This window comes from Rubrivirga litoralis (assembly GCF_031846415.1).
Taxonomy (GTDB): domain Bacteria; phylum Bacteroidota; class Rhodothermia; order Rhodothermales; family Rubricoccaceae; genus Rubrivirga; species Rubrivirga litoralis.
Map to the genome: position 1 here is coordinate 20,689 of NZ_JAVRHT010000024.1, position 16,712 is coordinate 37,400.

At 70.3% G+C, this 16,712-nt stretch carries 15 protein-coding genes; 11 read left to right on the forward strand and 4 right to left on the reverse strand.

Annotated features, from left to right (window positions below; genetic code table 11):
- Positions 1-3 precede the first annotated feature (3 nt).
- The 3 genes from RM540_RS10835 to pepT form a co-directional block, all read right to left on the reverse strand.
- On the reverse strand, positions 4-453 hold the full coding sequence (locus tag RM540_RS10835; RefSeq protein WP_311663964.1) for a hypothetical protein: 450 nt from the start codon (positions 451-453) through the stop codon (positions 4-6).
- 160 nt (positions 454-613) lie between these two features.
- The gene (locus tag RM540_RS10840; RefSeq protein ID WP_311663965.1) at positions 614-790 is read right to left on the reverse strand and encodes a hypothetical protein; all 177 of its coding nucleotides are present in this window, start codon (positions 788-790) and stop codon (positions 614-616) included.
- The gene (pepT, locus tag RM540_RS10845; RefSeq protein WP_311663966.1) at positions 787-2,103 is read right to left on the reverse strand and encodes a peptidase T; all 1,317 of its coding nucleotides are present in this window, start codon (positions 2,101-2,103) and stop codon (positions 787-789) included. The genes RM540_RS10840 and pepT overlap by 4 nt, the downstream gene beginning before the upstream one ends.
- Positions 2,104-2,186: 83 nt before the next feature.
- On the opposite strand from pepT, the gene RM540_RS10850 reads away from it, so the two are divergent.
- The 11 genes from RM540_RS10850 to RM540_RS10900 all read left to right on the forward strand — a co-directional run bounded on the left by RM540_RS10850 (position 2,187) and on the right by RM540_RS10900 (position 15,847).
- A complete protein-coding gene (locus RM540_RS10850; protein ID WP_311663967.1) occupies positions 2,187-3,371 on the forward strand; it encodes a hypothetical protein in 1,185 nt (394 codons plus the stop codon).
- Between the two features lie 55 nt (positions 3,372-3,426).
- On the forward strand, positions 3,427-4,041 hold the full coding sequence (locus RM540_RS10855) for a TetR/AcrR family transcriptional regulator (RefSeq protein ID WP_311663968.1): 615 nt from the start codon (positions 3,427-3,429) through the stop codon (positions 4,039-4,041).
- Between the two features lie 195 nt (positions 4,042-4,236).
- Positions 4,237-6,123 (forward strand): AMP-dependent synthetase/ligase, encoded by a 1,887-nt coding sequence (locus RM540_RS10860; protein ID WP_311663970.1) that lies wholly within the window; start codon positions 4,237-4,239, stop codon positions 6,121-6,123.
- Positions 6,124-6,415: 292 nt separating this feature from the next.
- Complete coding sequence (locus RM540_RS10865) at positions 6,416-7,837, forward strand: acyl-CoA dehydrogenase family protein (protein WP_311663971.1); 1,422 nt, start codon at positions 6,416-6,418, stop codon at positions 7,835-7,837.
- Positions 7,838-7,937: 100 nt separating this feature from the next.
- The gene (locus RM540_RS10870) at positions 7,938-10,367 is read left to right on the forward strand and encodes a 3-hydroxyacyl-CoA dehydrogenase/enoyl-CoA hydratase family protein (RefSeq protein ID WP_311663972.1); all 2,430 of its coding nucleotides are present in this window, start codon (positions 7,938-7,940) and stop codon (positions 10,365-10,367) included.
- 107 nt (positions 10,368-10,474) lie between these two features.
- On the forward strand, positions 10,475-11,662 hold the full coding sequence (locus RM540_RS10875) for a thiolase family protein (RefSeq protein WP_349256322.1): 1,188 nt from the start codon (positions 10,475-10,477) through the stop codon (positions 11,660-11,662).
- A 329-nt stretch (positions 11,663-11,991) separates the two neighbouring features.
- The gene (locus RM540_RS10880; RefSeq protein WP_311663974.1) at positions 11,992-12,525 is read left to right on the forward strand and encodes a hypothetical protein; all 534 of its coding nucleotides are present in this window, start codon (positions 11,992-11,994) and stop codon (positions 12,523-12,525) included.
- A 55-nt stretch (positions 12,526-12,580) separates the two neighbouring features.
- Entirely contained in the window at positions 12,581-13,165 is a 585-nt protein-coding gene (locus RM540_RS10885; protein ID WP_311663975.1) for a PRC-barrel domain-containing protein, read from the forward strand.
- Positions 13,162-13,734: a YsnF/AvaK domain-containing protein gene (locus tag RM540_RS10890; RefSeq protein ID WP_311663977.1), complete on the forward strand. Its 573-nt coding sequence runs from the start codon at positions 13,162-13,164 to the stop codon at positions 13,732-13,734. The genes RM540_RS10885 and RM540_RS10890 overlap by 4 nt, the downstream gene beginning before the upstream one ends.
- Positions 13,735-13,794: 60 nt before the next feature.
- A complete protein-coding gene (locus RM540_RS10895) occupies positions 13,795-14,835 on the forward strand; it encodes a YsnF/AvaK domain-containing protein (protein WP_311663979.1) in 1,041 nt (346 codons plus the stop codon).
- 139 nt (positions 14,836-14,974) lie between these two features.
- Positions 14,975-15,847, forward strand: a complete 873-nt coding sequence (locus RM540_RS10900; RefSeq protein WP_311663981.1) for a hypothetical protein — start codon at positions 14,975-14,977, stop codon at positions 15,845-15,847.
- Between the two features lie 175 nt (positions 15,848-16,022).
- Here the strand turns inward: RM540_RS10900 and RM540_RS10905 are convergent, their stop codons facing one another.
- Positions 16,023-16,367: a phage holin family protein gene (locus tag RM540_RS10905; RefSeq protein ID WP_311663983.1), complete on the reverse strand. Its 345-nt coding sequence runs from the start codon at positions 16,365-16,367 to the stop codon at positions 16,023-16,025.
- Positions 16,368-16,712 lie beyond the last annotated feature (345 nt).

The following is a 16,712-nucleotide window of genomic DNA, read 5'->3' on the forward strand; positions in this document are numbered from 1 at the left end:
CGGCTAGAAGCGGTAAAAGGCGCCGACGCCCGTGTTGACGCCCGTCGAGAAGTCGGCGAAGCCGTCATCGATGCCGACGTCGAGGCCGACCTCGCCGACCAGGCTCACGCGGCTCCCCAGGTCGTACTCGACGCCGACGATGCCGCCCGCGAACGCGACGTCCTCGAAGTTGACGAACGTGACGCTCGGCCCGACGAAGACGGCCACGCGGCGGACGGCGGGGAAGCGGAGCGGGACGGCCACCGTTGAGGTGCCGAAGGCGTCGTCGTTCCCGACGGTGAGAGACGTGAGGAGGCGGAGGCCGACGGTCTCGCCAAGGTGGAGGTCGAGCCCGACCTGCGGTTCGACGCCGACCTTAACGCCGACGCCAAGGGGGCGGGGCTGTGCGGCGGCGGAGCCGGCGAAGACGAACAGGAGGGCGAGGGCGGCGAGAACGTGCGGGGTACGCGACATGGGATCGGGGGGTGGGGGGAGCGCGCAAGCTAGGCCCGCCCCGCCCGTGCGCCCGCCACCAGCCCCGTTCGAGCCTGGGGCGGGGTGGAGGTCGCCGGTCCGTCGCGCCTGCTCACGCCGCGTTGTCGAGCGGCCTCTGGCATCCGCCCCGCCCCGGGCGTCACCCGTCGTCTAGGCGGGGCATCGCCTCGCGGCGGTCGCGCTCGATCTCCCCGACCTGCTCTTGCAGCTCGTCGTCGCCCCACCCGCGCGTGATGAGGACGGTCGCCAGGACGGAGAGCCCCAGCATCAGGGCGACGAAGACGATGACGAACCGGCGGGTTTGAGTCGAGGTCATGGTCGGGGCGGGGCGGTCGGAGCCGCCTCGCGGCCCCACGTCTGGACGAGCGCGTGGGTATAGGCCAGCGCGCGTTCGAGGTTCTGCACCGTGTTCCACTCGAACCGGCTGTGGAAGTCGTAGCCGCCCGTGAACACGTTGGGCGTGGGCAGGCCGCGCTCGCTGAGCCGCGCCCCGTCGGTCCCGCCCCGAACGGGCTCCAGCTCGAGCTCGACGCCCAGAGACCGCCCCGCTGCGAGCGCCAAGTCGATGACGCGGCGGTCGGTCTCCTCGATGTACGAGAGCATGTTCCGGTAGCTCTCCCGGATCTCCAGGCCGACCGTCGCGCCGGGCCAGTCGCGGCGCGCTCGGTCCGCGAGGTCGCGCACGAGCCGCCGCTTGGCCTCCATGCCGTCGTCGGTAAAGTCGCGGAGGAGGACGCGGAGCTCGGCCCGCTCAGCCGTCCCGCTGAGCGTGTGGGGGTGGAGGTAGCCCTCGCGGCCCTCGGTCGTTTCGGGCGCCTCGTCGCGGGGCAGCGCCGCCACGAACTCGGCGGCGACGCGGAGCGCGTTGACGAGGACGCCCTTCGCGTACCCCGGGTGCACGCCGACGCCCTCGACCACGAGGCGCGCCTCGGCCGCGTTGAACGTCTCGACGTTGAGCCGGTCGACGCCGCTCCCGTCGAGCGTGTAGGCGACGTCGGCGCCCAGGCGGTCGAGGTCCAGCTTCTCGGTCCCCCGCCCGACCTCCTCGTCCGGCGTGAACAGGACGCGGATCGTCGGGCGCGGGGCGGGGCGCTCGCCGCGGCGCCGGGCGTCCTCCTCGGCCCGCGCGAGGTCGGCGGCGAGCTGCACGATGACGGCCACGCCCGCCTTGTCGTCCGACCCCAGGAGCGTCGTCCCGTCGCTCGTGAGGAGGTCCTCGCCGACGTGCTCGCGGAGCGCCGGCTGCCGCTCGGGGTCGAGCACGAGGTCGGGCGCGCCCGGAAAGGCGACCGCCCCGCCCGCGTACGCCTCGTGGACGTGCGGGCGGACGCCCTGCCCCGGCGCGTCGGGCGACGTGTCCACGTGGGCCACGAGCGCGACCACCGGCAGGCCCTCGGACCCGGGCGGGGCGGGGAGCGTGGCCGTCACGTAGCCCCACGCGTCCATCTCGGCGTCGGCGGCGCCGAGCGCGCGGAGCTCGTCCACGAGGATCCGGCTGAGGTCCTTTTGGCGCTCGGTCGAGGGGAACGTGGTCGCGTCGGGGTCCGACGTCGTCCACACCTCGGCGTAGCGGCAGAACCGGCGTACGACGGGCGGGAGGTCGGGGAGGTCGTCGTAGGGGACGGGCACGGGGCGGGGGCGCAGAGTGACTTGCGGGGTGGGGCGGGGCGGCGGAGGTTGTCCACCCCGCCCGACCTCTACCTCCGACAGCCATGCGTATCGCCACGCTCTCGCTCGCGTTCCTGCTCTCCGCCTGCGACGGCGGTCTCGACGGCGGCGGGACGCCGTTCGTCTACGCCACAGACGGGACCGACATCGCCCTTGACCTGGCGCAGGGCGTCGACGGCGCCCTCGTCGTGGTCGGATCGACCGAGGGCGTGCCCCGACCGGCCGATGGGACGCTCGCGCTCCCGACCGTCCTCCGGTTCGGGCTCGACGGCGCGCTCCTCTCGTCGGAGGTCTACCGCGACGTCGGGTTCGGCGACGCGACGGCCGCGCTCCCCATGAATGGCGGCCTCGTCGTCGCGGTCGCCGCCGAGCCGGACGACGGCAGCGGGCGCTCGGTCCGGCTGTACCGGACCGACGGGCGGGGCGGGCGCGAGCGCGTCCTGATCCAGCCCGAGACGGCGTCGTTCGCCCCGCCCCGCGCGCTCCTGCCGGCCCCGGGCGGCGGCGTCTACGCGGCCGTCTACGCCACCCTGGCCGGCGCGCCGACGCTCTACCGCGTGGGCAGCGACGGCGGCGTCGTGTGGGCGGGGCGGCTCGAGGGCGCGCAGGACGTGCGTACGCTGGCCCCCGCCCCAGACGGTCTCTACGTGATGGGGCCGCAGAGCGCCGGGGGCGGGACGGTCGTCGCGCGCCTGGACGCCGACGGCGCCGAGCGGTGGCGCGTCGTGCGGCCGGAAACCGACGGGGCGGGGTGGCGGGCGACGCACCTCGCAGCGACCGCCGACGGCGTCGTTCTTCTGGAGAGCCGGGCCGGGTTCGCCGACGGCAGCGCGGTCCGCGTCGTCCGTGTGTCGGCTGAGGGCGAGGTGGGGGCGGCGGCGGTTCTCGCGGAGGCGGCCGGGGCGGACGGTCCAGACGGCGAGCCGGAGCCCGTCGTGCGCGGCGCGGCGCTCGCCGCGCTACCGGGCGGAGGCCTCGCGGTCGGCGTCGTTCGGGGGGGCGACTTTGACGGGCCGCCCCCGGAGGCTACGGTCGTGACACTGGACGCGGGCGGGGCGGCCGTGGCGCGGCGCTCGTTCGGGGTCCGCGGTCGGTGGACGAGCCTCAATGCGCTCCTCCCCCTCGCCGACGGGCGCCTCGCCGCGGCCGGCGCCGTCGGGCCGCGGACGGTGAGCGGGTACGGCGGCGACGACTTCGACGTCCGCGTCGAGATCTACCCAGCCGATTGAGCGGGGCGGGGCGGTACCTTTTCGGGCTCCCCGCCCCGCCTGTCTGAGCCCGCCCGTGACCGACGCCGCCCCGCCCGCCGCCCGCACCGAGACCGGCGCCGACCTCCGGCGCCTCATCCTCGACCACACGCGCCGGCTGCTGGTCACCGGCGGCTACGACGGGCTCTCGATGCGGAAGATCGCCCGGGGCGTCGGGTGCTCGGCGACGAGCATCTACCTCCACTTCGAGGGCAAGGACGCGCTCACGCACGCGCTCATCGACGAGGGCATGCGGCGGCTCTACGCCGAGTTGGACGCCCAAGCCGAGGACCGCCCCGCCCGCCGGCTCGACGCGCTGTGCCGGGCGTACGTCCGCTTTGGGCTGGCCAACCCGGAGTACTACCAGGTCATGTTCCAGCTCCACCCCGAGCGGATGGCCCGGTACCCGCCCGAGGACTACCGCCGCGCGCGGCGGAACGTGGAGCTGTTCGGGGAGGCGCTCGCCGACGGCGCCGCGGCCGGCGTGCTCCGCCTCGTGAGCTCCCCCGACGTCGCCGCGATGGCGCTGTGGACGGCCCTCCACGGCCTGGTCTCGCTCCTCCTCGCCGAGCGCGTCGACGCGCGCGTGGCGGGCGACGCGTTTATCGACGCCGCGGTCCGGCAGGCGCTCGCCGCGTTCGAGGTGCAGTAGGGGAGGGGGCGGAGGGAGCGGGAGAACGTGGGGCGGGGCGGTCGCGACCGCAGAGGCTGAGCGCCTCTTTCTCCTCCTCCCGACGCGGGCGGGGCGGGGGAGCCCTCGGGGCAGAGGCCGTGGCGGCGGACCTTCGGCCTACCTTCACCCGTTCAGGCAGAAGCCCTTTCGACTCCGGTCTCGCCCTCCTCCCCTATGGCTCTCCAGATCCACACCGCCCCGCCCGCCTCGCCCGGGCGCGTCGTCCTCGGCGTCACGCTGCCGGCGCTGCTCGACGAGGCCGTCGAGCAGCACCCCAACCCGAAGGCCTTCAACCAGCCCCGCGCGGGCGGCGGGTGGACGACCATGTCGAACGCCGCCTTCCGCGACGCGGCCGACGAGGTCGCGCTCGGGCTCCTCGCGCACGGGATCGAGCGGGGCGACCACGCCGCGCTCTTTATGGAGAGCGACCTGTACTTCTCGCTGTGCGACTTCGGGACGCTCATCGCCGGCGTCGTCAACGTCCCGCTCTACACCACGTACGCGCCCGAGAACCTGGTCTACGTGACCCAGCACAGCGAGGCCAAGGCCATGTTCGTCTCGGACGAGGCCATGCTGGCGTCGTTCGCCGGGTGGGCCGGCGAGGTCCCCGACGTGACGCTCGTCGTGCTCGCCCAGGGGAGCGGGGAGGGCGTCTCGCTCCCCGACGGCGCCCGCCTCGTCACGCTCGACGCGCTCCGCGAGGCGGGGCGGGCGGCAAAGGCCGAGGCCCCGAACCGGCCCGACGAGCTCCGCGACCTGATCGACGCCCAGGACCTGGCCACGCTCATCTACACGAGCGGGACGACCGGCATGCCCAAGGGCGTCATGCTGACCCACGAGAACATCTCGGCCAACGTCTACGCCGCGTACTCGGGGATCGAGGGCATGGGCGAGCAGGAGGAGGTGGCGCTCACGTTCCTGCCGCTCACCCACGTCTACGCGCGGATGCTCTCGTTCGCCGATGTCGCGTGGGGCCACCAGGTGTTCTACTCGAACCCCGACCAGCTCGTCGAGCACCTCCCCGAGATCCGCCCGACCGTTTTTGCGACGGTCCCGCGCGTGCTCGAGAAGGTGTTCGACAAGGTGCTCCTGGGCATCCAGCAGTCCGACGGCGCCAAAAAGAAGATCGGGACCTGGGCGCTCGGGCTCGCCCAGGACTACGACCTCTCCGCCCCGCCCTCGGGGCTCGGCGCCGTCAAGCACGCGCTGGCCGACCGGCTGGTCTACTCGACGATCCGCGAGAGGCTGGGGCTCACGCGCGTCCGCCTCGTATCGGTGGGCGGGGCGGCGCTCCGGGCCGACCTCGCGAACGCGTTCTCGGCCTTCGGCATCCCGACGGCCCAGGGCTACGGGCTGACCGAGACGAGCCCGGTGCTCACGACGAACACGCCCACGCGCAACCAGGCCGGCACGACGGGCCAGCCCATCGCCGGCGTCGAGATCGCGATCGCCGACGACGGTGAGATCCTCGCCCGCGGCCCGAACGTCATGAAGGGCTACTACAAAGCGCCCGAGAAGACGGCCGAGGTCCTCGACGACGACGGGTGGTTCCACACGGGCGACATCGGCGAGTTCACGCCCGAGGGCTACCTCAAGATCACCGACCGCAAAAAGGCCCTGTTCAAGCTCTCGACGGGCAAGTACGTGATCCCGCAGCCCATCGAGAACAAGCTGACCGAGAGCCCGCTCATCGAGCAGGCGGTCGTCGTCGGCCACAGCCAGAAGTACTGCACGGCCCTCCTGTTCCCGAACATGGAGGCCCTCCCGCTGTGGGCCAAGGACCGCGGCGTGACGGGGAGCGGCGAGGCGCTCCTGGAGGCCCCCGCGGTCCAGGAGGAGTTCGAGCGCCTCGTGGCCGAGGCCAACGAGGGCATGGACCACTGGAGCCAGGTCCAGCGCTTCCGGCTCGTGCCCGAGGCGATGACGGTCGAGAACGAGCTGCTGACGCCGACCATGAAGGTCAAGCGCCGAGCGGTCAGCGAGGAGTTCTCGGACGACATCGAGCGGATGTACAACGCGTCGGTCGAGGACCACGGGCGCGGCGCCTCCGTCGTCGCCTAGCCGCCCCGCCCCACACGGCGCGGCATGGGCGGGGCGGCGTGCCGATCTGCGCAGGTCGGTCTGCGTGGGGCGGGGCGGAGGCGCCGTCAGACCACCCCGCCCCCGGCGGTCGGCTCTCTCCTGCCGCTCGGGTCCTGCCGCGTGGGCGGGGCGGTCAGAGGCGGCGGGGAACGCCCGCGCCGGGGCGGCATCCAATACCGAGCCCCGGGCGGGCCCACCGGACGGACCCAAAGGGCGGGGCGGCCGCGACCGCTCAGACCCGGCGGCTTAACACTGTTAACCGAGACCCGCTATGGACACGAACACTCAGGCCGCCGGCCCCGCCGGCGACGGACACACCGCCGACGCCTCGCCTGACGCCGCCGCCGCGCTCCGCGAGCGGGGCGTCGACCTCGACGCCGTCGCCGCGCTCGCCGACCGGCTCGACGTCAACGCGCTCGTCCAGCAGTTTGCCGGCATGGACGAGGCGAGCGTCGCGCAGGCGCAGAAGTCGCTCGCAGGGGCGGGGCGGCCGAAGGAGGCCTTCACCCCGCCCGAGCCCAACGGCGACTACTACGACATCGAGGGGCTGATCACGGGCGAGCAGCACCGGAAGATGGCCGAGGTGCGCGAGTTCATGGAGACCGAGGTCGAGCCCGTCATCAACGAGGCGTGGCTGGGCGACCGGACGCCGCTCGACGTGCTGGTCCCGGGCTTCCGCAAGCTCGACCTCCTCACGCCGGTCTACGGCGAGGACCTCTCGACGCGACGGCCCAACGGGTCGGTGATGGAGGGCCTCCTGACGATGGAGATCGCCCGCGTCGACGTGTCGACGGCCACGTTCTTCGGCGTCCACTCCGGGCTCGCCATGCAGTCGATCCTGGTCTGCGGGAGCGAGGAGCAGAAGGCGGAGTGGCTGCCCAAGATGCGCAACTGGGAGACCATCGGCGCCTTCGGGCTCACCGAGCCCCACGTGGGCTCTGCGATCGCGGGCGGGGTGGAGACGACGGCCCGCCGCGAGGGCGACGAGTGGGTCCTAAACGGGCAGAAAAAGTGGATCGGCAACGCGACCTTCGCTGACATGGTCGTGATCTGGGCCGTCGACGAGGCGGACCGCCAGGTCAAGGGGTTTATCGTCCGGCCCAAGGAGAACCCGGGCTACTCGGTCGAGAAGCTCCGCGGCAAGGTGGCGCTCCGGGCCGTCGAGAACGGCGAGATCACGCTGACCGACTGCGTGGTCCCCGAGTCCGACCGGCTCCAGGAGGCCCACTCGTTCAAGGAGGTCGCCGAGATCCTCAAGCTCACGCGCGCCGGCGTCGCGTGGCAGGCCGTGGGGTGCGCGATGGGCGCCTACGAGCGGAGCCAGCGCTACGCGACGACGCGGATGCAGTTCGGGAAGCCCATCGCCTCGTTCCAGCTTATCCAGGACAAGCTGGTCCACATGCTGGGCAATGTGACGGCGCTCCAGACCATGTGCCTGCGGCTGAGCCAGCTCCAGGACGCCGGCGAGATGTCGGACGCCCAGGCGTCGCTGGCCAAGGTGTTCACGGCCGCCCGCTGCCGCGAGGTCGTAGCACTGGCCCGCGACCTCCACGGCGGCAACGGCATCCTGCTCGAGAACCACGTGGCCCGCTACTTCTGCGACACCGAGGCCATCTACTCCTACGAGGGCACGAACGAGGTCAACTCGCTCATCGTCGGCCGCGCCGTCACCGGCATCGGCGCCTTCGTCTAGATCCGGGTACGGGGTGCGAGGTACGGGGTACGCCGCCCCGCCCGCCTCGCGCCCCACCCCGCCCTCACCGTACCCCGTACTCAGTACCCCGTACCGACCCATGGAAACCCCGACCCTTACCCAGAACGGCTCCCGCGAGTCCGCCGCCGAAACGCCCGCGTGGGCCTACGCCCCGTTCCGCACGGCCGCCGTGTTGGGCGCCGGCGTGATGGGGAGCCAGATCGCCGCCCACCTCGCGAACGCCGGACTGGAGGTGCTCCTCCTGGACGTGACGCCGGAGTCGATCGGGCGGGAGGGCGGCAAGAACTCGCTCGTCGAGGGCGCCTTCAAGGCGGCGACCAAGATGAAGCCGGCCCCGTTCATGTCGGCCGACGCCCAGAAGCGGGTCACGCTGGGCAACTTCGACGACGACTTCGACCGGATCGGCGAGGCCGACTGGATCATCGAGGTGGTCGTCGAGCGGATGGACGTAAAAAAGGAGGTGATGGAGCGGATCGAGAAGGCGGCCAGCGACACGGCCGTCATCTCGTCCAACACGTCGGGCCTGCCCATCGCCGAGATCGCCGAGGGGCGGGGCGGCGACTTTAAGCGGCGCTTTCTGGGCACGCACTTTTTCAACCCGCCCCGCTACCTCAAGCTGTTCGAGGTCATCCCGACCGAGGATACGGACCCCGAGGTCGTCAACCGCGTGACCGCATTCGCGCGCGTCCACCTGGGCAAGGGGATCGTGGTGGCGAAGGACACGCCGAACTTTATCGGCAACCGGATCGGGACGTACGCCATGCTCGGCGCCGTCGAGCAGTTCGAGTCCGGCGACTACTCGATCGAGGAGATCGACGCCCTCACCGGCACGCTCATCGGCCACGCGAAGTCCGCCACGTTCCGCACGGCCGACGTCGTCGGGCTCGACACGCTCCGCCACGTCACGGCGAACCTCTACGACGCCATCCCGGACGACGAGAGCCGCGAGCGGTTCTCGGTCCCCGACGTGCTCCAGCGGCTCGTCGACCTCAAGTACCTGGGCTCGAAGTCGAAGGCCGGGTTCTACAAGAAGGAGGGCAAGACGATCAAGAGCTTCGACGTCGGGAGCGGCGAGTACGTCGACCCGAAGGAGGTCGGCTTCGACGTCTCGACGTTCAAGAAGGCCGGCGGCCTCCCCGCCCGCCTCCGCGCGCTGTGGGACGACGACGGCCGGGCGGGGCGGTTCTTCCGTGAGACCACGCTCGACCTTATCGGCTACTCGGCTCGGCGGACGCCCGAGATCTCGGACAGCCCGGCCAACACCGACCGCGCGCTCCAGTGGGGGTTCGGCTGGCAGATGGGGCCGTTCCAGGTCTGGGACGCGCTCGGCATCGACGCCGTCCGCGACGCGCTCCGCGAGGGCGGGGTGGAGGTCCCGGGCTGGGTGGCCGACGTGCCGTCCGAGGGGTTCTACCGCGACACCGAGAGCGGCATCCCCCAGGTGTGGACGCCCGGCAGCGGCCAGTACAAGGACGACCCCCGCCCCGCCGACGAGTGGGGACTGACGTACATCAAGGAGGACGAGAACAACACGCTCTGGCAGAACGACGACGCCGCGCTCCTGGACGTGGGCGATGGCGTGGCGCTCTTCGAGTTCCGGTCCAAGTCGAACAGCCTGGGCCAGGAGGTGATCTCCGGGCTTGAGGAGGCGATCCAGAAGGTCGAGGACGACCGCAATCTCCGCGGCATGATCATCGGCAACGAGGGGTCGAACTTCTCGGTCGGCGCCAACCTCGGTGAGGTGGCGATGGCGCTCGCAATGGGGGAGACGTCGGACCTGGGGCCGTTTATCGAGGCGTTCCAGAAGGCCGTCTTCCGCATCCGCTACGCGGCCAAGCCGGTCGTCGTGGCGGCGCACCAGCGCGTGCTGGGCGGCGGCTGCGAGATGACGATGGCGTGCCCGCACCCCGTCCTGGCGGCCGAGACTTACATCGGCCTCGTCGAGCTGGGCGTCGGTCTCATCCCGGCCGGTGGCGGGACGACCATGATGACGGCGCGGGCGGCCGAATTGGCCCACGACGGCGACCGCCCGAGCGAGGTGCAGGCGTTCCTCCGCCAGCACTTCGAGCAGATCGCGATGGCGAAGGTAGCCGAGAGCGCGTTCCAGGCTCGCGAGATGCACTTTGTGGACGACAAGGCGACGATCGTGATGAACGACGCGCGCCGGTTCCACGTCGCCAAGCAGGAGGTCGTGCGGTTGAGTGAGGAGGGCTACCTCCCGCCGCCGGTCCGCTCGCACATCCCGGTGCTCGGTGCGCCGGGCCGCGCGCAGTTCGACGTGGCGCTCCGCCAGTTTGTCGAGGGCAACTACATCTCGGAGTACGACAGCCACCTCGCCGGGCGTCTCGCGTGGGTCATGACGGGCGGCGACCTCAGCGCGCCGGCCGAGGTCCACGAGGACTACCTCCTGGAGCTTGAGCGCGAGGTGTTCCTCTCGCTCTTGGGCGAGGAGAAGACGCAGGCCCGCATCCAGAGCATCCTCACGACCAACAAGCCGCTCCGCAACTAGACGGTTCGGGGCGGGGTGGTTCGGTGTTCAGGGTTTCTGAAGCCGACCACCCCGCCTACGCCCGGAGACCTCTGAACCCCGAACGCTGAACCTATCAACCCATGCAATTGAACGAAGCCTACATCGTGTCCTCCGTCCGCACGCCCGTCGGGAAGGCGGGGCGGGGCGCTCTCAAAGACGTCCGGCCCGAGCACCTGGGCGCCACGGCCGTCACCGGCGCCATCGAGCGCATCAAGGGGTTGGAGCACGCCCGGATCGACGACCTCGTCATCGGGTGCGCCTACCCCGAGGGACCGCAGGGCAACAACATGGCCCGCGCGATCGCGCAGGTCGCCAAGATGCCGGACTCGGTGCCCGGTGTGACCGTTAACCGCTTCTGCTCGTCCGGCGTGCAGACGATCGCGCAGGCCTACAACTCGGTCTCGATGGGGCAGGCCGACTGCATCGTCGCGGGCGGGGTGGAGTCCATGTCGTCGGTCCCGATGGGCGGGTTCTACTTTGCGCCCGACCCCGAGCTGGCCGACACCGACCCCGACTTCTACACGTCGATGGGGACCACGGCGGAGAACGTGGCCGAGCGGTTCCACGTCGAGCGCGAAGCTCAGGACGCGTTTGCTCTCCAATCGCACCAGCGGGCGTCCGAGGCAATTGCCGCGGGCCGGTTCAAAGACGAGATCATCCCCGTCCACGTCCACGAGGTCGTGTACGACGAGGAGGCGAAGTCAACGACGACGCGCCAGTTCACGCACGACACCGACGAGGGGCCGCGTCCCAACACCAGCCTCGAGGTGCTCGCGAAGCTGCGTCCTGTGTTCAAGCAAGGCGGGAGCGTGACGGCCGGAAACTCGTCGCAGACGAACGACGGCGCTGCCGCGACGGTCGTTATGTCGAAGGCGCTCGTGGACGAGCTGGAGGCCGAGCCGATGGCCCGGATGCTCGGCTTTGCCGTGGCTGGCGTGGCCCCTGAGATCATGGGGATCGGGCCGATGGAGTCGATCCCGAAGGTGCTCAAGCAGGTCGGGATGACGCTCAAGGACATCGACCTCATCGAGCTCAACGAGGCGTTTGCGAGCCAGTCGCTCGCCATCCTCCGCGAACTTGAGATCGACCAGGAGAAGGTCAACGTGAACGGCGGCGCGATCGCGCTCGGCCACCCGCTCGGCTGCACGGGCGCCAAGCTGACGGCCACGCTGCTCCACGAGATGAAGCGGCGCGGGAACCGCTACGGGATCGTGACCATGTGCATCGGGGGCGGGATGGGGGCCTCGGCCGTTTTCGAGAACCTCCTGCGCTGACAAGCCCCGCCCGCCACGGCCGGCGGTTCTTCTACCCCTGGGACCGCCCCGCCCCGCTCGGGCGGGGCGGTCCGCTTTTGGCAAGTGTGGGGGCTCGTCTCAGATGTGACGCCTGCGTGCAGAGGACGAGGGGCGGGGGGATCCTCCGGCTCGCTTGGAGTCGAGGCAGGACCAAACGGTGATCGCTCGTAGGGTTATTCCCTAGTTTGGGGCGGGGGGGAAGTACGAAGCAAAAGTGCATAGGGACCTCTGTCGACGCCTTTCGGTACTGAGTAGGAGGCCCGGCGGGTGGCCCCCCCCCCCCTCTTCTCTTCTCCCCTCATCCTCTGATGGCAAATATCCCCGTTGAACACAAGAGCGGTACACCCTGGTGGCTGTGGCTGCTAGGCCTGCTCCTGCTGCTTGCGCTCATCTTCTTCCTCATCAACGCCTTCGATGACGACGAAGAAGCGGTCGCGGTTGTCGACCCAGTTGAGACCGTCGACCCCGTCGTCACGCCTCCGGTCACAGAGGTCGCCCTTGATCTGGCCAACGTCTACGTTACTCGAGTCCCAGGGGACCGGACGTTCTTCGTGGCCCCGAGCGAGAGCGAGACGGGCAACGAGACGCTCGTGATTCTGGACGAGGAGCCGTCGAGCGCGCCGGGGATCGAAGGGCAGGTCGACATCAACGAAGGCCAGTACGTGGACCTGTCTGCTGGGCGGATGGAGCCGCTCGGGGACATGAACCTTGCCGGTCTCGGTCTTAGCGACAGCGAGGCGAGCATGATGAACCCGGCGACCGAGATCGTGCGCATCGATGGCACGAACGTTCAGATCCTGGAGGCGCCGATGGGCGTCGACAACGTCGAGGTGGGTACCTAACCCCCTCGTTTGACAAGCTCCCCCTTCTCCCCCTCATTCCCATACCCTCTCTTCTATGTCTCGCATCGCACTTTCTGACTCTGGTGACTGGCAGCTCGAATTTCCCGACGACCAGGACGTTCGCGGGTACCCCGCCCTCGACGCCGATGGCAACCGGGTTGGCACAGTCGACACGATGATTGTCAACACGGACGAGGAGCGCGTTGACGCGATCCTCCTGGACGACGGCACGGAGTACCCCGCCCGCGACCTCTCGATTGGCGACGACGTTGTCTACCTGACGACCGTGAACGCTGCCGACGACGACGTTGACGGGACCGTCACCGTCTTTGGCGACTCCGGTCAGGTTCTCCGCCGCGAGCGTGTCGAGGACGCCGATTTCGACGCCCACGCTGACTCCTTCCGCACCCACTACGGGTCCACCTACGGCACGTCGGGTGGAGCGTACGAGGACTACGAGCCGGCGTACCGCTACGGCTACGAATCGGCCTACGACGACTCCTACAAGAACCGGCCGTACCTCGATGCGGAGGACGACCTCCGCACGGGCTACGGGACGGACTACGCTGACCGCGACTTTGACGCCGACCGCGATGCGGTCCGCTACGGGTACACGCGGGCGCAGCACGCCAACCGATGAGCGTGGACTCCATCGTCCTCGACCGTGACGGCGAGTCCGGCGCGGTCGAGTCGGTGGCGGACGGGCGCGTCCGCGTCCGGCTCGCGGGCGGGGCGGTCCTGGATCTCCCGGAGGGTGCGCTCGACGCGCTCCCCGACGGGACGTACCGGACCGACCTCGCGTTCGGAGCGCTTGCGTCAGGCGAGTCGACGACCCTCCAGGAAGTCGAGGAACGCCTTGCCATAAGCTCTCGCGTCCGAGAGACCGGCCGCGTCGTGGCTCGAACGGTCACAGAGACCGTCGACGAGCCCGTCGACGGGGCGGGGTGGCGCGAGACGGTCGACGTCGAGCGTGTCCCGGTCGGCCGCGAGGTCGACGCCGCCGAGCCCCCCCGCGAGGAGGGGGACGTGACCATCATCCCGGTCTACGAAGAAGTCCTCGTTGTTCAGAAACGCTTGGTTCTCCGCGAGGAGATCCGGCTTACAACGCGCCGAACGCCCACCGACGGGCCGACGCACGTCACTCTCCGTCGCCAGCGCGTCGAAGTCGAGCGGCTCCCGCCGTCCGACGCTGGTCCTGCGGACGGGTAGCCCTCGGGGCTGCCCCCCTCTCGACACCCCCTCTACTCACACCACTTCCCACCTATTCCCATGGCTAAGACTATTGTCGGCCTTTACGACGACCGAGCCACTGCACATGCCGTCGTCAACGATCTAGAATCCATCGGCTTCGGCCAAGACCACCTGCGTTTCGCCTCCAACGAGGAAGGCAAGACGACGGGGTACGACATCGACGCAACCAACGACGCGAGCCCCGACTCGCTCGAGAGCTACGGCGTCGCCAACGAGGAGGCCCGGTTCTACTCCGAGGGCGTCCGCCGCGGCGGCTCGCTCGTCATTGCCCGCGTCCACGACGACGACGTCGAGCGTGCCGTTGACATCATGGCGCGTCACAACCCGGTCCGTTTCGAGGACCGCAAGGAGGAGTACCTCACTGACTATGACGAGTCGGCGGACGCGTACGACAAGGCTCAGGTCGTCGAGAACCGCGACCGCTACGCCGATCAGCAGCAGCAGCGGCTCCAGGAGATCGAGGAGCACATCAAGATCGGCAAGCGTGAGGTCGTCCGCGGCGGCGTTCGCGTGCACCAGTACGTCGACACCGAGATGGAGCAGGAGACGCTCCGGCTCCGCGACGAGGAGATCCGCGTTGACCGCCAGAACGTCAACCGGACGCTCTCGCCCGACGAGGCGAACGCGGCGTTCCAGGACAAGACAGTCGAGGTCGTCGAGCGCGACGAGGAGGCCGTCGTCGAGAAGACGGCCATGGTGACCGGCGAGGTCACGGTCGGTAAGGACGTCAACGTCCGCGAGGAGACGGTCGGCGGCGAGGTTCGCCGGACGCGTGTCGAGGTCGAGCAGATCGCGGCCGACACGTTCACGACGGTCGAGCCCGAGTTCCGCAAGCACTACGACTCGACGTACGCGAAGTCGGGCAACGAGTACAACACGTACAAGCCGGCCTACGAGTACGGGTACGCGGCCGGGACGACGTACAAGGACCGCGACTACAACGCGATGGACAAGGACCTTCGCGCCGACTACGAGAGCCGTCACGGCAACGACAGCGCGTGGGACGACGTGAAGGACGCCGTCAAGCACGGGTACAACCGCGCCCGCGCGGCCGTCTAAATACGGACGCACCGCTGCTCACGTAGTAGCCCGTTTTACGGGCGGGGCGGGAGGTCTCTGAGATCTCCCGCCCCGCCCATGTCGCTCACTCGGCGCGGGCCATCACCCACCCCGCCCTCGCCTCACACTTGTATACACTATGGCTAACATCCCTGTCGAAAAACGAGACGCCGGCACCCCGTGGTGGGTCTGGCTTATCGGCCTCCTCCTCCTGGCCCTCCTCATCTGGTTCCTCGTCGGCCTGTTCAGCGACGACGACGAGGTCGTCACCGACGAGCCCGTCGTAGCCGTCGTCGACGAGCCGGGCCTCGACCTTTCGGACGTCTACGTCTCGCGCGTCGTGGGCGACAATACGTTCTTCGTGACGCCCGAAGACGGTTCGGGTCCTGAGACGCTCGTCTACCTCGAAGAGGAGCCCACGCCCGGAGACGACGTCGAGGGCCGCTACGATGTCACCGAAGGACAGCACATCGCGATCAACGGCATGATGGAGCCGGTCGGCAACACGGACCTCTCGCAGTGGGGGCTCACGCCGGACCAGACCAACCTGGTCGGCGACGAGTACGTCCGCGCTACGAGCCTGACGATCCTCGACGGTGACGCGGGGATCACGGAAGCTCCCCCCGCCATCGACCCGTCCTCGGGAGAGCTCACGTCGCTCACGGAGCTCCACGAGGCCATCGAGGCCGGTAACGCGGGCGAGCCTGTAAACCTCGTCGGCGCCCGCGTGTCGGCGCTCGCTGGTGACAGCACGTTCTACATCGGCGATGGCGCTCAGAGGACGCTCGTCGTCCTTGAGAACCTCGGCGAGAGCCAGCACGGCGACGGGACGGGCGAGGACGGCCGGTTCAACGTCAACCAGGGCGACATCGTCACGGTCCGTGGCACGGTCCGCCCCTACGCCCCCGCCATGCGCGGGACGTCGTCGCTGAGCGACGCCGATCAGGCGGCGGCTACCAGCCGCCGTTACGTGGTCGTGGTCAACCAGCCCAACGAGTTGACGATCCAGTAAGGCCCCGCTCGACGGACCGCCTTGGGGGCGGGGCGACGCCGCCCCGCCCCCTCTTTTTTTGCCCGCCCCGCCCCGCCCGAGCGCTCGGGCGGGGCGGGTGCTGTTTGTCGTACCGGCCTCGGGGAAGACCGCCCCGCCCCGAACTGTGGGGCGACTGGGGGCGGGGCGGGTCCGATCAGTCGTCGCCGCCGAGGAGGCCGGCGATGGCCCACGTGAGCAGGCCGTACACGATGGCGCCGATAAACACGGAGCCGAACCCGTCGGCCCCGAAGCCGGGCACGAGCCAGGCCGCGAGCGCGAACAGAGCCGCGTTGATGACGAGCGTGAACAGGCCGAGTGTCAGCAGCCGGATCGGGAGCGAGAGGAGCTTGAGGACCGGCTTGATCGTCGCGTTGATGAGGCCGAGCACGACGGCCGCGACGAGCGCCGCACCGATGCCGTCCAGTTGGACGCCGGGGACGAGGGTTGCGACGAGGAGCAGGGCCGCGGCGCTGGCGACCCAGCGGAGCAAGAGGGACATGAGGAAACGTGAGCGGGGTGGAGGAGAGCCAACCCTACGCGCCGCCCCGCCCGAAGGTGCTGCGCCGATCCCCTAGCTGCGAGCGCCCAACGCGGCGTATCCAGCGCGGACGCGGCTCGTGAGACTAGGCGGGGTGGGGCTCCCGTGGACGCCGCCCCGCCCGCCATGTCGGCCGCCCGGTTCTGCGTCGCGCTCCCGGCGCGCCCGCCCCGCCCGTCTGCGCCCGGCGGCTCGTCTTACAAGACGCTCCGCCCGCGCGGGCGGGGCGGGCTTGCTTCTTCAGAGCGAAAGGTTTACACTGTTAAGTCACCTTGAAGTTTGCTGGCCGCCGCCCCGCCCGCGGAG

Coding starts and splice junctions, on each gene's coding strand:
- RM540_RS10835 (WP_311663964.1), bottom strand. CDS start 453: ATGTCGCGTACCCCGCACGTTCTCGCCGCCCTCGCCCTCCTGTTCGTC.
- RM540_RS10840 (WP_311663965.1), bottom strand. CDS start 790: ATGACCTCGACTCAAACCCGCCGGTTCGTCATCGTCTTCGTCGCCCTG.
- RM540_RS10850 (WP_311663967.1), top strand. CDS start 2,187: ATGCGTATCGCCACGCTCTCGCTCGCGTTCCTGCTCTCCGCCTGCGAC.
- RM540_RS10860 (WP_311663970.1), top strand. CDS start 4,237: ATGGCTCTCCAGATCCACACCGCCCCGCCCGCCTCGCCCGGGCGCGTC.
- RM540_RS10865 (WP_311663971.1), top strand. CDS start 6,416: ATGGACACGAACACTCAGGCCGCCGGCCCCGCCGGCGACGGACACACC.
- RM540_RS10870 (WP_311663972.1), top strand. CDS start 7,938: ATGGAAACCCCGACCCTTACCCAGAACGGCTCCCGCGAGTCCGCCGCC.
- RM540_RS10880 (WP_311663974.1), top strand. CDS start 11,992: ATGGCAAATATCCCCGTTGAACACAAGAGCGGTACACCCTGGTGGCTG.
- RM540_RS10885 (WP_311663975.1), top strand. CDS start 12,581: ATGTCTCGCATCGCACTTTCTGACTCTGGTGACTGGCAGCTCGAATTT.
- RM540_RS10890 (WP_311663977.1), top strand. CDS start 13,162: ATGAGCGTGGACTCCATCGTCCTCGACCGTGACGGCGAGTCCGGCGCG.
- RM540_RS10895 (WP_311663979.1), top strand. CDS start 13,795: ATGGCTAAGACTATTGTCGGCCTTTACGACGACCGAGCCACTGCACAT.
- RM540_RS10900 (WP_311663981.1), top strand. CDS start 14,975: ATGGCTAACATCCCTGTCGAAAAACGAGACGCCGGCACCCCGTGGTGG.
- RM540_RS10905 (WP_311663983.1), bottom strand. CDS start 16,367: ATGTCCCTCTTGCTCCGCTGGGTCGCCAGCGCCGCGGCCCTGCTCCTC.